Annotated in this window: 12 protein-coding genes; 5 read left to right on the forward strand and 7 right to left on the reverse strand. The window is 71.7% G+C overall.

The annotated features are described in order from the left end of the window. Window positions 1–144: 144 nt before the first annotated feature. Both AB0O07_RS35335 and AB0O07_RS35340 read right to left on the reverse strand, forming a co-directional pair. Entirely contained in the window at window positions 145–972 is an 828-nt protein-coding gene (locus AB0O07_RS35335) for an SURF1 family protein (protein WP_365641496.1), read from the reverse strand. A gap of 147 nt (window positions 973–1,119) precedes the next feature. Further along, window positions 1,120–2,118: a DEDDh family exonuclease gene (locus tag AB0O07_RS35340; RefSeq protein ID WP_365641499.1), complete on the reverse strand. Its 999-nt coding sequence runs from the start codon at window positions 2,116–2,118 to the stop codon at window positions 1,120–1,122. 123 nt (window positions 2,119–2,241) lie between these two features. Here AB0O07_RS35340 and AB0O07_RS35345 point away from each other — a divergent pair, with 123 nt between their 5' ends. Continuing rightward, window positions 2,242–3,015, forward strand: a complete 774-nt coding sequence (locus tag AB0O07_RS35345; RefSeq protein WP_365641502.1) for a VIT family protein — start codon at window positions 2,242–2,244, stop codon at window positions 3,013–3,015. Here the strand turns inward: AB0O07_RS35345 and AB0O07_RS35350 are convergent. Beyond that, window positions 3,012–6,095 carry an NACHT domain-containing protein gene (locus AB0O07_RS35350; RefSeq protein ID WP_365641504.1) on the reverse strand — a complete coding sequence of 1,028 codons (3,084 nt, stop codon included), beginning with the start codon at window positions 6,093–6,095 and terminating at the stop codon, window positions 3,012–3,014. The two genes, AB0O07_RS35345 and AB0O07_RS35350, sit on opposite strands and share 4 nt — an antisense overlap. A gap of 169 nt (window positions 6,096–6,264) precedes the next feature. Then, window positions 6,265–7,893: a S8 family serine peptidase gene (locus AB0O07_RS35355; protein WP_365641507.1), complete on the reverse strand. Its 1,629-nt coding sequence runs from the start codon at window positions 7,891–7,893 to the stop codon at window positions 6,265–6,267. A 367-nt stretch (window positions 7,894–8,260) separates the two neighbouring features. On the opposite strand from AB0O07_RS35355, the gene AB0O07_RS35360 reads away from it, so the two are divergent. From AB0O07_RS35360 to moaA, 3 genes are all read left to right on the forward strand, one after another. Further along, the gene (locus tag AB0O07_RS35360; RefSeq protein WP_365641509.1) at window positions 8,261–8,686 is read left to right on the forward strand and encodes a DUF485 domain-containing protein; all 426 of its coding nucleotides are present in this window, start codon (window positions 8,261–8,263) and stop codon (window positions 8,684–8,686) included. After that, the gene (locus AB0O07_RS35365; RefSeq protein ID WP_365641512.1) at window positions 8,683–10,338 is read left to right on the forward strand and encodes a cation acetate symporter; all 1,656 of its coding nucleotides are present in this window, start codon (window positions 8,683–8,685) and stop codon (window positions 10,336–10,338) included. The genes AB0O07_RS35360 and AB0O07_RS35365 overlap by 4 nt, the downstream gene beginning before the upstream one ends. 185 nt (window positions 10,339–10,523) lie before the next feature. Then, window positions 10,524–11,513: a GTP 3',8-cyclase MoaA gene (gene moaA / locus AB0O07_RS35370; protein WP_365641515.1), complete on the forward strand. Its 990-nt coding sequence runs from the start codon at window positions 10,524–10,526 to the stop codon at window positions 11,511–11,513. 7 nt (window positions 11,514–11,520) lie between these two features. On the opposite strand, the gene AB0O07_RS35375 is transcribed toward moaA, so the two are convergent. Both AB0O07_RS35375 and AB0O07_RS35380 read right to left on the reverse strand, forming a co-directional pair. After that, window positions 11,521–11,817: a hypothetical protein gene (locus tag AB0O07_RS35375; RefSeq protein WP_365641518.1), complete on the reverse strand. Its 297-nt coding sequence runs from the start codon at window positions 11,815–11,817 to the stop codon at window positions 11,521–11,523. 342 nt (window positions 11,818–12,159) lie between these two features. Continuing rightward, window positions 12,160–12,549 carry a DUF3099 domain-containing protein gene (locus tag AB0O07_RS35380; RefSeq protein WP_365641520.1) on the reverse strand — a complete coding sequence of 130 codons (390 nt, stop codon included), beginning with the start codon at window positions 12,547–12,549 and terminating at the stop codon, window positions 12,160–12,162. A gap of 254 nt (window positions 12,550–12,803) precedes the next feature. Between AB0O07_RS35380 and AB0O07_RS35385 the strand changes: the two genes are divergently transcribed. After that, window positions 12,804–13,097, forward strand: coding sequence for a GlsB/YeaQ/YmgE family stress response membrane protein (locus tag AB0O07_RS35385; protein ID WP_365641523.1), 294 nt, complete (start codon window positions 12,804–12,806; stop codon window positions 13,095–13,097). A gap of 141 nt (window positions 13,098–13,238) precedes the next feature. On the opposite strand, the gene tyrS is transcribed toward AB0O07_RS35385, so the two are convergent. Next, window positions 13,239–14,561 carry a tyrosine--tRNA ligase gene (gene tyrS, locus AB0O07_RS35390; protein ID WP_365641525.1) on the reverse strand — a complete coding sequence of 441 codons (1,323 nt, stop codon included), beginning with the start codon at window positions 14,559–14,561 and terminating at the stop codon, window positions 13,239–13,241. Between the last annotated feature and the right edge of the window lie 20 nt (window positions 14,562–14,581).

Here is a 14,581-nt window from a genome sequence, read left to right on the forward strand (position 1 = left end):
AGGGCTGTTCCCGTACGGCCGTCACGCTAAGCAGCGGGGTGGGGCAGGCGGATGACGGCGGGGCGGGGGGGGATGGAGGCGGGGGTGATCGGCGGAGGGGAGCGGGAGTACGGGGCGGGGAGTACAGGGGGCGGGGGAGCGCCCTCAGGCGCTCGCGGGCGCCGGCTCGGACTCCGCGCTCTCCTTGCCCGCTTCCGCTTCCGCCTTCGCCGCGCTCTTCGCTGCGGCAGCGAGCCGGTTGCGCCGCTCGTTCCGTACGAGGATCCCCCAGCCGACCGGTACGGCGGCCACGAAGAGCCACCACTGCACGGCGTACGCCATGTGCGGCCCGATCGAACTGTCGTCGGGGCTCTGGACGAGCTGCGGGGAGCCGCCCTCGGGCGCGGGCGAGGTCAGCTCGATGTACCCGCCGAGGAACGTACGGCCCAGGGCCTTCTCCTGCCGGTCGCTGTTGATCAGCATCACCTGACGCGGCGGCAGGTCCCCGAGGTCCCGGATGCCGGTGGCCGCCGAGGTCTCGTCGGCCTTGAGCCGCCCCGCGATGGTGACCTCGCCCTTAGGCGGCGCGGGGACAGTCGGGAAATCGCGCTGGTCGCCGTCGGCCGGGATCCACCCCCGGTTGACGACGACCGCCCGGCCGTCGTCCAGGATCAGCGGGGTCAGGACGTGGTAGCCGACCCGGTCGTCGTTGGAGGTCCTGCGGCGTACGACGACCTCGTGCGCGGTGTCGAACGTCCCGGTGGCCGTGACCGTGCGCCAGTAGTCGGAGCGCGGGACGGTGTGCCCGGGGGAGGTCAGCTCCGTGACCGGGACGGGCTTCGCGGCGAGGTTCGCCGCGATCAGCGCGTTCTGGGCGACCCGGTGCTCATGGCGGTGCAACTGCCAGAAGCCCAGCTCGATCATCGCGGGGATGAGCGCGAGGGCGAGGAGGGTGAGGATCACCCACTGCCGGGACAACAGGAAGCGGTACACGCCTCCGACGGTACCCGGGGGGCTTCGGGCGCCCGACCCGGGGGTGGCGACGGGGGCGGGGCGCCGCACTGGTACACCCCCGGGGAGGCTCCGCCGGGGGCCACCCGGGGACGTACTCCGCACCTGGGGTTCGTCCCCCCCCCCGCCTCACCCCTCCGCCGGGGTCACGTCCCGCAGGAGCTGGGTGAAGGCCGCCTCGTCGACGACCGGGGTGCCGAACGAGGCCGCCTTGACCGTCTTCGACGTCGAGGAGTCCGGATCGTTGGTCACCAGCAGACTGGTCAGCCGCGACACGCTCGTCGCCACATGCAGCCCCGCCTCCACCGCCCGGTCCTCCAGCAGCTCACGGTCGACGGAGGTGTCCCCGGAGAACGCCACCCGCATCCCCTGCCGCAGCGACCCGCCCGGCACATACCGCCCCGGGTTCGGGTAGGGGCACGGGGGCCGCTTGCGCGAGGGGCGCCAGCTCGTCCTCCCGTACGACGGCTGATAGCCGACCCGGGGCCTGGCCGGGCCCTCCGACCACTCGGTCAGCGGCCGGCACTCCAGCAGCGGCAGCCGTACGCCGCCCCGCGCCGCCGCGTGCAGGCTCGGCCGGAACGCCTCCGCCAGCACGCGCGCGTCGTCCAGCGCGTGGTGCGCCCGCTGCTGTACGACGCCGAAGTGCGCGGCCAGCGACTCCAGTTTGTTGTTGGGCAGCGGCAGTCCCAGTTCCTTGGAGAGCGCGATGGTGCACAGCCGCTGCCGGGTGGGCGCGGTGCGCTGCGCGCGGGCGTACTCCCGGGCGATCATCGACCAGTCGAAGATCGCGTTGTGCGCCACGAGCACCCGCCCGTCCAGCCGCTCGGCCAACTCCCCGGCCACCTCCGGGAAGAGCGGCGCGTCCGCCAGCACCTCACTCGTCAGCCCGTGGATCCACACGGGCCCGGGGTCGCGCTCCGGGTTGACGAGCGTGTACCAGTGGTCCTCGACTTCGCCGAAGGCGTCCAGGCGGTAGACGGCGGCGGAGATTATCCGGTCGTCGCGGGCGAGACCGGTGGTCTCGACGTCGACGACCGCGTACCCCTGGGGATAGGCGGTCGGCCATGCCGCTGAGCCCGTTGAGGCCGTTGAGGTCGTCTGCGTCTGGTCGTCAAGCATGGTCACACAGAATACGGGCCGCCACCGACACTCCTGTCGCTCGGTCAGCCGTCACCGCCGCCCCGTCAAGGGCCTTGCGGGGCACGTCGGTACGGGGGCCACGGGCCCCCGGGGTGAGATCTTGACGGGATGAACGACACCACGAACCGGGACGAACCACCCGGCGACCCTCATCAGCAACCCCACGACGGGCCCCAGGACCGACCCCACGACGAACCCCACGGTGATGCCCTCGGCGCCCGCCTCAACTGGCTGCGGGCGGCCGTCCTCGGCGCGAACGACGGCATCGTCTCCACGGCCGGCATCGTCGTCGGCGTCGCGGGCGCCACGGGCTCCCGCTCCACGCTCCTCACGGCGGGGCTCGCCGGACTCCTCGCCGGGTCGATGTCGATGGCGGCGGGGGAGTACGTATCCGTATCCACCCAGCGCGACTCGGAGAAGGCGGCCCTGGAGACCGAGAAGCGGGAACTGCGCGAGCAGCCCCGGGCCGAACTGGAGGAGCTGACGGAGCTGCTGGAGGCACGTGGCCTCTCGCGGGAGGTGGCGGGCGAGGCGGCGGAACAACTCACCCGGCGGGACGCCCTGCGGGCCCACGCGAGCGTGGAACTGGGCATCGACCCCGATGCCCTCACCAACCCCTGGCACGCGGCGGGCGCGAGCTTCCTCGCCTTCACCGCGGGCGCGCTGCTCCCCCTGCTGGCGATGGTCCTCCCGCCCGCCTCCCTGCGCCTCTGGATCACGGTCCTGTCGGTCCTGGCCGCCCTCTGCCTGACAGGCTGGGGCAGCGCCCACCTGGGCGCGGCGGCGGTGGGGCCTGCGCTGCTCCGTAACGTGGCCGGAGGGGCGCTGGCGATGGGGGTGACTTATGGGGCGGGGGCGTTGCTGGGGGCGGTGGGGGTTTAGTCGTAGCGGATGATTTGGTCCGGCGGGAACGCTTCCTCGCCACGGACAGGTGTGTTTCCTTGCAACAGGATCTTCAGGTTGTCCACAGTGGCCAGCGGGGACAGGTCCAGCACCCCGGTGGCGTGTGTGCATTGGGAGAGGACGAGGCCCCTGAGTTTCGGGAGGTGGGCAAAGGGCTCCAGCCCGTCCGCAATGTGGCAGTCCGACAGTTGGATTTCGGCCAGCGAGCCCCAGTCGGCCAGCCATGTGAGGCTCAAGCTGTCGTCCTCGATGAGATGAAGAGTGGTGAGGGGGAGCGGTGAGGGAAGAACGCGCAGTTCGTCGACTTGCCGGGCGCCAGTGACCGACAGGTCGCGGAGTGCCGGCAGGCGACCGACTCCGTCCAGCTTCAGGTGAGCGGCATCCTTGCCCAGGAAGAGATGGGTAAGCCGGGGGCCGAGGGAGAGTTCGGCGACCGAGGCAACCGACACGGGGGAGTTGAGGAAGAACTTCTTGAGGCGGCCCAGCCGCCGCAGCGGGGAGAGGTCCCGCAGCGCCGCGCAGCGAATCAGGCTCAGCGCGCGCAGGGAGGCGATGTCCGCCAAGGGAGATAGATCGGTGACCAGAGGATTGTCACCGACATACAGCGCTTCGAGCGCGGGGAGAACGCTCAGAGGCGACAGATCGGGGAGGGAACCGAGGAGAGAGAGCTCGCGAACCTTCGGGAGCAGCCGCAGCGCATGGAGCTGTTCCTCCGTCCGTACATCGAGGATGGCACCACTCGAATCGCGCGGAGCCAGAACCGACCGGGCATATATATCCGCTGCGAAGTTGCCCCAGGCCGACGACACCTCCACCCCGACCAGGAAATCCTCGTTCTCCCGGAACCGGGAAATCACCTCCAGCGCCGCATCACCCCCCACCAGCCCGGCCGTCCGCACCACCGCCGCCGCGCTGTCCTCATCCAGCCCCTCAGGCCCCGGCAGCAGCTCCAGCACCAGCGGACCCACCTTAGCCAGCTCCTCGGCCTCCTCAGGATCACGCGGCGGAATCAACTCCTCAGTCCGCCGCTCAACCTCCTCCCGCACCCCCGGATCCAGCTCCGGCGCATGCTCCAGAGACGCCGCCGCGAGCAGGATCAGCCGGCTCCTGTGCCGTCGGCCCCTGTCCGCCCGCCGCAGCAACTGCCGGAGCAGCTTCACCCGCTCGTCGGCCCGCGCGTGGCCCACCGCCATCCGGACCACGTCGTTCCACTGCTCGTCGTGCGCATGGCTGACGAGCACCCCGAAGTCCCGCGCCTCCACCGCCGCCTTCGCGCCCAGGTAGTCCTGGAACGTGCGGTGGACGAAGTCCACGGATCCCGGGACCGGTTCGCGGAGGAGGCCGCTGCGGATCAGCAGGTGCGCGAAGACCTGTTCCGCGTCGCCCTCCACCTGGGGCATCGCGGCCAGCCACTCGCCGACCTGCTCCACGACCTCCTCGCGCGCCGCCTCCACCTGGCCGTTGCGGATGAGCCAGTACGCCAGCCGCTGGAGCAGCGCCGTCTGTTCGTCCCGGGTCAGGTCGACGCCCTCGACGCCGATCACGTCGCGCTCCGTGTCCCGCCGTACCAGCAGCAGGTCGAGCGCCGCGTCGTACAGTTCCTTGCGGGCGCGCGGCAGGCGCATCCTTCGGTCCCGGTTCAGGGCGCAGAGCAGTGCGCACATCAGGGGGTTCGTCGCCAGCCGGCCCACGTCGCGCCGGGCCGTGACCGCCTGGAGCAGGGAGCGTTCGTACGTGCCGAGCTGTGCCGCGTCCGGCGGGGCCGGGGACTCCTGGCGGGCCGCGTCGTGCCAGTGGGCGACGAACGCGCGGAGGTCGCTCTGGTCCATCGGGAGCAGCGAGTGCGCGGTGAAGCCGTGGCCCGTCAGCCAGTTCTCGGGGACGGCGGACGGCCGGGTCGTCACCACGTACCGCGCCTCGGGGAAGGCCGCGATCAGGGACTTGAGCCACCGTTCCGTACGGTCCCGCAGCCGCGTGGGGACCTCGTCCACGCCGTCCACGAGTACCAGCGCCCGGCCGCTCGTCAGCAGGTCCTCCGCCCATCCGGCGGGGGCGGAGGAGCTCAGTGGTACGCCCGCCGCGCTCAGGAAGTCGGCGGGGAGCGGGAGTTCGTCCGAGGTCGTGAACGCGCGCAGCCGCAGGACGAAGGGGACGCAGGTGTTCCACTCCGCCAGCCCGGCCGGGAAGGTGCGCCGGGCCGCGTTGAGCGCCAGCCACTGCACCAGCGTGCTCTTGCCGGAGCCCGCCGGGCCGCGCAGCACCGCCCGCCGTGTGCCGCGCAGCGCCTGTTCGGCCTTGACGGGGCCCCGGGGAGCCACGGCGGCCCCGTGCGGCTCCCACCATCTGTCGTCGTCCCGGGCGCTGTCCCGGTCCCGGTCGTCGGTGACCGCGAGGCTGATGTAGGCCGTGTCGAGGGGCCACTCGCCCGCCGTCCGGCCCAGTGTCAGCCCGTACAGTTCCAGGCGGCTCTGGGTGGCTTCCAGGTACCTCGCGTACCGTTCCTCGAAGGCGGCGGCGGCCGAGGCGGGGCGCGGGCCGAGGCGGTCCCGTACGTCCTCCACCAGTTCGCGTGTGCGCCCCGCCGAACGTGTCTGTTCCACCGCCGCCCGCGCCGCGAAGGAGGGGTGCGACGTCAACTGCTCCATGACGTGGGCGCAGCACAGGGCCAGCAGTTCGTCGTAGAGGGAGATGGCCCGTTCGCTGAGTCCCGCCGCCGGGGCCCTCAGGCGGGCGGTCAGCCGGGCCGGGTCCAGGTCCAGGGAGAAGAGCAGGTCCGCGTCGAGGGGGCCCGCTGCCGTGAAGGTGTCCTGTACGGAGTCGGCCGCCGCCTGCCGTTCGTGCTCGGGGAGTGCGGTGTACGCGGCGGAGAGGCGCCCCGCGAGCGCCTTCGCCAGGCGGTGCGGGTCCTCCTGGCCCACCGCGCGCGGGCGGGGGCGGGGGAGCGGGCGGACCGGGTTCTCGACCAGGGCGGCGCCGGGGCGCGGGGTGAGCAGGGACTTGGCGACGGCGCCCGCGACCGTACCCGCGAGACGCAGCAGCAGCACTTCCGGACCTGACACAGCGGCCTCCCCCGACGCCGGTTCATCTGACGGTACGTCTGATCGTACGGTCGGCCGGGCCGTCAGGTGTCAGGCGTACGGGATCGCGCGCGGGCCGCCGTGATGTCGCGCGGGCCGCCGTGATGTGGGGACGACGGCCCGCGCGTCCGGTTCACCGGATCGGCAGCCTCTACTTGCGGACCGCCGCCAGCGCGTCCACCAGGCCCGCACCGTAGAAGCTGTTGTACTTCGCGCCGCCCTCGCAGACCGCGTCGATCTCGCCGTCACCGTCGATGTCGTACGCCTCCGGGCAGGCCAGCCCGGTCGCCTGCGCCTTCAGCAGCGCCTTGACCGCGGCGGCGGGCGCGTGCGGATGCGTCGACTTGATGAGCGCCGCGACGCCCGCCGCGTGCGGGGAGGCCATCGACGTACCGGCCATGTACCCCCACCTGCCGCCCGGCAGCGGGCCGAGGATCAGGCCGCTGGTGGCCGGCGGGGCCGGGGTCTGGTAGGCGGTGGAGTCGCCGCCGGGGGCCGCGACGTCGATGACGCCCAGGCCGTGGTTGGAGAACGAGGACTTGAGGGTCTTCGCGCCGGTGGCCGAGACCGTCACCACGCCCGGCAGCTCGGTCGGTATGTCGAAGCACTTCTTGGTGTCCACGACCCGCTCGACCGGCGTCGAGTCGTTCGGGCTGGTGGTGTCCGTGATCGACGGGGTCGTCAGGTCGTAGTTCTCGTTGCCCGCCGCGGCCACGTTGACCGTGCCCTTGCCCTCCGCGTAGCGGGTGGCCCGGCCGACCGCGTCGACCAGGGCCTTCTGGTCCGGGTCGGTGGTGCAGTTGAAGTACCACGGGTCGGTGTAATAGCTGTTGTTGGTGACGTCCACGCCGTGCTCGGCGGCCCAGACGAAGCTGCACACCACCGCCTCGGCGTAGAAGAACCCTTCCGGGGTGGACGCCTTGATCCCGGCGACCCGTACGCCCGGCGCGACGCCGGTGATGCCGATGCCGTTCTTCGCCCCGGCGATCTCACCGGCCACGTGGGTGCCGTGCGGGCTCTCCCCCGTGGCCGGGCGCCACGCGCCGTCCGCCGTGTCCGGCTTGCCGCTCACGCAGTTGACCGAGGCGGCCCGGTTGAAGTTCGGCTCGATGTCCGGGTGGGTGTCGTCGACGCCCGTGTCGATGACGGCGACCGTCACCTTGGGACTGCCGAGGGTCTTCTCGTGCGCCTTGTCCGCCTTGATGGCGGGCAGGTCCCACTGCAACGGCTCCAGCGGGTCCTGGGCCGTCGGCTGGCCCTCCGCGCCCTTCGCGCTCCGCCCCGCCGCGAACGCCGCCTTGTTGGCGCGCTCGGCCTTCGCCGTCGCCGCCGCGATCTCCTCGGCCGTCACCTCACGCGGCGCGCCGAGGTCCTGCGTGGACTGGGAGGGCAGCGGCGCGGTACGCGTCGCACCGGCCGAGTCGACCCCCTTGACCTTCCGGATCGTCTTCGCGAAATCGGGGTTGCGCGAGGTGGCGACGGTGACACCGATCCGGTCGTACGAGGTCACCACCGTGCCGCCGGCCTTGGTGATCGCCTTCTCGACCGAGGCGAGGACCGCGCGCCCGCCGTGGGTGTTGACCACGTACGAGAGCTTCGGTCCGTCCGTCACGACGGGGCTGTCCGTCGCGGCCGGGCCGCCCGCGGCGCTCGTACCGGCCTCCCCGGCCGTACCGGCGGCCGAGGCCGTACCGGCCGGCACGAAGCCGAGCGCGAGCGTGAGGGCCAGACCTGCGGGCAGCGCGAGGACACGCCGCCGTCTGGATCCCAGATGAGCCATGGGTTCTCCACATCATCCGTGAGAGCCGTCCCGGCGCGGACTACGCGGGGACGACGAGTACATGACCAGTGAAGTTAACGCTGACGGGCCGTCGTCATCAATGGCAGCCGAGGAACGTTCCCCGATCTTCTCTTCCGCTCTTCCGCGCTCTCCGCGAGCGCCTTCCGCGCCTTCCCCCGACCGGTCCCGGAACCGTCCCGGGGCCATCCCGGAACGATCCCGGGGCCATCCCGGAAGAAAAAGGCCGGTGTTGAACCGCTTCGCCCCGCCCTCCGTGCCGTTGACAGGGGGACCAGTACCCGCACCCCACTGTGAGGTCCGAGCCCCCATGCCCCACCCCACCGCACCCGCGTCACGAGGAGAGTCCGTGGCTTCCGAGACACCGCCGCCGCCCGAGGGCGGTACGGACACCAGCACCACCGCCGACACCAGCACCACCACCGACAGCATCACTGCCGAGAGCACCGCCGCCACCGCCCACCCCACGACGGCCCAGTTCGCCGCCGTCCAGGAGAGCGAGGAGTTCGGCGAACTGCGCCGCGCCTACCGCTCCTTCGCCTTTCCGCTGACCGTCGCCTTCATCGCCTGGTACCTGCTCTACGTCCTGCTGTCCAACTACGCGGGCGGCTTCATGGGCACCAAGCTCTTCGGCAACGTCAACGTCGCGCTGGTCCTCGGCCTCGCGCAGTTCGCCACCACCTTCCTCATCGCCTGGTACTACGCGCGCCACGCGGCCAGGAAGCTCGACCCGCGGGCCGAGGCCATCAAGTCCCGTATGGAGGCCGACGCATGAGCCACCCCGTCACCCTCCTCACCGGCCCGGCCGCGCCGGTCCACCTCGCCGCGGCCGGGGACGCCAGCGAGCACCGCCCGCTGATCATCACGCTCTTCGGGCTCTTCGTCGTGGCGACCCTGATCATCACGGTGTGGGCCGGGCGCCAGACCAAGAACGCCTCCGACTTCTACGCGGGCGGACGGCAGTTCTCCGGCTTCCAGAACGGTCTGGCGGTCTCCGGCGACTACATGTCCGCCGCCTCGTTCCTCGGTATCGCCGGGGCCATCGCGCTCTTCGGCTACGACGGCTTCCTCTACTCCATCGGCTTCCTGGTCGCCTGGCTGGTCGCGCTGCTCCTGGTCGCCGAGCCGCTGCGCAACTCCGGCCGCTACACCATGGGCGACGTCCTCGCGTACCGGATGCGCCAGCGCCCGGTCCGTACCGCCGCCGGCACCTCCACCATCGTCGTCTCCATCTTCTACCTGCTGGCGCAGATGGCGGGCGCGGGGGTGCTGGTCTCGCTGCTGCTCGGCATCACCAGCGACGGCGGGAAGATCGCCATCGTGGCGCTGGTCGGCGTGCTGATGATCGTCTACGTCACGATCGGCGGCATGAAGGGCACCACCTGGGTGCAGATGGTCAAGGCCGTCCTGCTCATCGCGGGCACCCTGCTGATCACGATCCTGATCCTGTGGAAGTTCCACTTCAACTTCTCCGACCTGCTGGGCACGGCGGCGAGCAACAGCGGCAAGGGCGCGGCCTTCCTCGAACCCGGACTGAAGTACGGGGCCACCGCCACCTCGAAGCTGGACTTCCTCTCGCTCGGTATCGCGCTGGTCCTCGGCACGGCGGGGCTGCCGCACATCCTGATCCGCTTCTACACCGTGCCGACCGCGCAGGCCGCCCGTAAGTCGGTCATCTGGGCGATCGGCATCATCGGCGCCTTCTACCTGATGACGATCGTGCTCGGCTTCGGTGCCGCCGCGCTCCTCAAGCCCGACGACATCACCGCCTCCAACAAGGCGGGCAACACGGCGGCACCGCTCACCGCCCTGGAGATCGGCGGCGGCGCGGGCTCGACCGGCGGCGCGATCCTGCTGGCGGTGATCTCCGCGGTCGCCTTCGCCACCATCCTCGCCGTGGTCGCCGGGCTCACGCTCGCCTCCTCCTCGTCCTTCGCGCACGACATCTACGCCAATGTCATCCGCAAGGGTGAGGCCACCGACAAGGAGGAGGTCAACGCGGCCCGCTGGGCGACCGTCGCCATCGGCGTCGTCTCCATCGCGCTCGGCGCGCTCGCCCGCGACCTGAACGTGGCCGGCCTGGTCGCGCTCGCCTTCGCGGTCGCCGCCTCGGCCAACCTGCCGACCATCCTCTACAGCCTGTTCTGGAAGCGGTTCACCACCCAGGGCGCCCTCTGGTCCATCTACGGCGGTCTGGCGGCCTCCGTGCTGCTGGTGCTCTTCTCACCGGTGGTCTCCGGGAAGCCCACCTCGATGTTCCCGGGGGTCGACTTCCACTTCTTCCCGCTGGAGAACCCGGGGCTGATCTCCATCCCGCTCGGCTTCCTGCTGGGGTGGCTGGGCACCGTACTCTCCAAGGAGGAGCCCGACAGCGGCAAGTACGCCGAACTGGAGGTCAAGTCGCTGACCGGCACCGGGGCGCACTGAACGGCGCGCACTGAACGGGGCGCACTGAACGGGGCGCACTGAACGGGGCGCATTGACCGGGACCGTACGGTTTCACGGAGGTGTCCGGTCCGAGGCCGCGTCGCACACCCCGCGACGCGGCCTCGTTGTCAGTCGTCTGGCGTACGCTCGAAGGAGCCGGATCCGATCACCGGGAGGGAGCCGCCGTGCTCATCGACACCTACGGCCGGGTTGCGACGGATCTCCGTGTCTCGCTCACGGACCGGTGCAATCTGCGGTGTACGTACTGCATGCCCGAAGAGGGCTTGCAGTGGCTCACCAAGACCGACCTGCTGACCGACGACGAGATCGTCCGGCTGATCGGTCTCGCCGTGACCCGTCTGGGGATCGAGGAGATCCGTTTCACCGGTGGTGAGCCGCTCCTCAGGCCGGGGCTGGTCTCCATCGTCGAGCGGTGCGCGGCCCTGGCACCGCGCCCCAGGATGTCGCTGACCACCAACGGCATCGGGCTGCGCCGTACCGCCGCCGCGCTCAAGGCCGCGGGGCTCGACCGCGTCAACGTCTCGCTCGACACGCTGCGGCCGGACGCCTTCAAGACCCTCACCCGCCGCGACCGTCACCAGGACGTCCTCGACGGGCTGCGGGCCGCCCGGGACGCGGGGCTGACCCCCGTCAAGGTCAATACGGTCCTGATGCCCGGGCTCAACGCCGACGAGGCACCCGACCTGCTCGCCTGGGCCGTGGAGCACGGCTACGAGCTGCGGTTCATCGAGCAGATGCCGCTCGACGCGCAGCACGGCTGGAAGCGCGACGACATGGTCACGGCCGGTGACATCCTCGCCTCGCTGCGCACCCGCTTCACCCTGACCGAGGAGGGCGAGAGGGCCCGGGGCTCGGCACCCGCCGAGCGCTGGGTGGTGGACGGCGGGCCGCACCGCGTCGGGGTCATCGCCTCCGTCACCCGCCCGTTCTGCAGCGCCTGCGACCGCACCCGGCTCACCGCCGACGGACAGGTCCGTACGTGCCTGTTCGCCCGCGAGGAGACCGATCTGCGCGAGGCGCTCCGCTCCGGCGCCTCCGACGAGGAGATAGCCCGGATGTGGCGGCTGGCGATGTGGGGGAAGAAGGCCGGTTCGGGGCTGGACGACCCGGCGTTCCTCCAGCCCGACCGGCCGATGTCCGCGATCGGGGGCTGAGCGGGCCCTAGCGTCCCCCGTGTTCCTGTCCCGGCTCGTGTCCCGGTTCCTGTCCGGGCCCGTGTTCCCGCTCCCATTCCGTGAGCGTCACGACGTCCTTGAGGAAGCCGCGTACGCCGAGGAAGTGCGCGAGGTGCTCCCGGTGTTCGTCACAGGCCAGCCAGGTCTTGCGCCGCTCCGGGGTGTGCAGCTTGGGGTTGTTCCAGGCGAGGACCCAGACGGCGGGGGTCCGGCACCCCTTCGCCGAGCAGACCGGCGGTGCGTCGTCGGGGGGTTCGGGGGCCGGGAAGAGCGGGAGGTTCACCCGTCCACTCTAGTGCCGCGGCCCGGCGGGACCTCCCGGGAAGGCGGCGGAGATGTGCACAGAAGGTTCACCGGAAGATCATGGATGTGGCCGGAAAGTGTGCGGATGTGCCCGGCAGGATCCGGAAATGGCGACGCCGAGCAGCCACGGGGGGAGCTGCCCGGCGTCGGTCCGTCGCTCCGACGGGGGATGCGGAGCGCTTGCAAAGTATGTCACGCACAACGGGGTGCCGTGCACCGGAACTTCACGATTCATCTGAGCTTTTCTTGAGGCTTTCCCCGGGCTTTGCGGAGGCCAGGAGTCCGCTCTTCCCCGGATCTCCCCCGGCCGGGCCACGCTCCGTCAGTTCCCGCCGCCCGCCGCTGACGGCGGCTCAGCGCCCGTACCACCGTCGGCCGTCGGCCCCGGCGCCGCCGTTGCGGAGGCAACCGGCGGCGCGATCATCGGCGGCAGTGCCGGCGCTGCGACGAACGTGCCGGGGAGCGCGGGGGACCTCTCGCGGCCGGCATTGGCGACCACGACCGCCACATAGGGCAGCAGCACCCCCAGGGCCAGCGTCACGATCGCGACAGGACGCTGCACGTTCCACAGGGCCACCGTGGCGATCACCGCCACCGTCCGCAGGGTCATCGAGATCACGTAACGGCGCTGCCGGCCACGGACGTCCTCGGCCAGTCCCGTACGGGCCCCGGTGATCCGGAAGACCTCCGTACCGCCCCGCTTCCGGGCCATGCCCACCACCCCGATTCCGCCGCCGGTGCCCTGCCGGACCGGACCCCCTTCACGGTACGCCCACCGTCCGGCCGCGCGAGAGGGGGCACCCCCGCAGCGCCCGCACCGCGCCCCGCCCCACGACCGGTACCGCGCCCGCACCGCGCCCGGCGCCGCCCGGCGGCGCTCCGTACGGCCGCGTCCGACATGCGCCGTATGGCCGATCGCCGCAGACTGGCCCTCATGCGCATATCGCGCGGCCTAAGGAGGCAACCATGAGCTGGTTGTGGGTCATCGTCGTGGGCCTGGTGCTCGGCCTGATCGCCAGGGCGATCATCCCCGGCAAGCAGAACATCCCCCTGTGGTTGACGGCGCTCTTCGGCATCCTGGGCAGCATCCTCGGCAACGCCGTGGCCGGCTGGCTCGGCGTCGCCAACACCAGAGGCGTCGACTGGACCCGGCATGTGCTCCAGCTCGTCGGGGCCATCATCGTGGTCGCGCTGGGCGCCAGGCTCTGGCACGCGATCCGGGGGGAGAAGGGCACGCACGGCACCCGGGAGCACATCTGAGGGGCGACCGCCCCCGAAGCGACGCCGGGCCGCCTGCCGCCCGACCGGTGCGACGACAGCGCGACAGCCCGACAGCGCGACGGCCGGGTACGCGGGGCACCTGTCCCCGCGTACCCGGCCGTCACACCCGGTCCGGCCGGATCAGCCCGCCGTGGCCTCCGTAGCCCCGCCGGCCCCAGCGACCCCGCCGGCCCCAGCGACCCCGGTGACCTCGACCGCCGCCAGGTTCTTCTTCCCCCGGCGCAGCACCAGCCAGCGGCCGTGCAGCAGCTCCGTACGGTCCGGAACGGCCTCGCCGTCCGCGACCTTCACGTTGTTCACGTACGCGCCGCCCTCCTTGACGGTCCGCCGCGCCGCCGACTTGCTCGGCGCCAGCCCGACCGCCGCCAGCAGCTCCACCACCGACGTCAGCTCGGCGACCTCGGCGCGCGGCAGCTCGGCCAGGGCCGCGCCCACCGTCGCCTCGTCCAGCTCCGCCAGCTCGCCCTGGCCGAAGAGGGCGCGGGAGGCCGCGACGACCGCCGCGCACTGCTCCGCGCCGTGCACCAGCGTCGTGAGCTCCTCCGCCAGCGCCCGCTGCGCGGCCCGCGCGTGCGGCGCCTCCTCGGTGGCCCGCTCCAGGTCCGCCAGCTCCTCGGGGGACTTGAAGCTGAGGATGCGGCTGTACGGGGTGATGTCCCGGTCGTCCACGTTCAGCCAGAACTGGTAGAAGGCGTACGGCGTGGTCAGCTCCGGGTCGAGCCAGACCGCGCCGCCCTCCGTCTTGCCGAACTTGGTGCCGTCCGCCTTCGTCATCAGCGGCGTCGCCAGCGCGTGCACCTCGGCCTCCGGCTCCAGCCGGTGGATCAGGTCGAGCCCCGCCGTGAGGTTGCCCCACTGGTCGCTGCCGCCCTGCTGGAGGACACAGCCGTACCGCCGGTACAGCTCCAGGAAGTCCATCGACTGGAGGAGCTGGTAGCTGAACTCGGTGTAGCTGATGCCCTCGTCGGACTCCAGCCGCCGCGCGACCGAGTCCTTCGTCAGCATCCGGTTGACGCGGAAGTGCTTCCCGATGTCGCGCAGGAACGCGATCGCGGACATGCCCGCGGTCCAGTCCAGGTTGTTGACCATGGTCGCCGCGTTCGGCCCCTCGAAGGAGAGGAAGGGCTCGATCTGCGACCGGAGCCGCTCCACCCAGCCGGCCACGGTCTCCGGGTCGTTCAGCGTCCGCTCGGCGGTCGGCCGGGGATCACCGATCTGCCCGGTGGCCCCGCCCACCAGCGCCAGCGGCCGGTGCCCGGCCTGCTGGAGCCTCCGTACGGTCAGCACCTGCACCAGGTGTCCCACGTGCAGGCTGGGCGCGGTCGGGTCGAAACCGCAATAGAACGTGACGGGACCGTCCGCGAGCGCCTTGCGCAAAGCGTCCTCGTCGGTGGACTGGGCGAACAGCCCGCGCCACTTCAGCTCGTCGACGATGTCCGTCACGGTCGTCTCTCTCCTCATGA

Source organism: Streptomyces sp. NPDC093085, assembly GCF_040683935.1.
GTDB lineage: Bacteria > Actinomycetota > Actinomycetes > Streptomycetales > Streptomycetaceae > Streptomyces.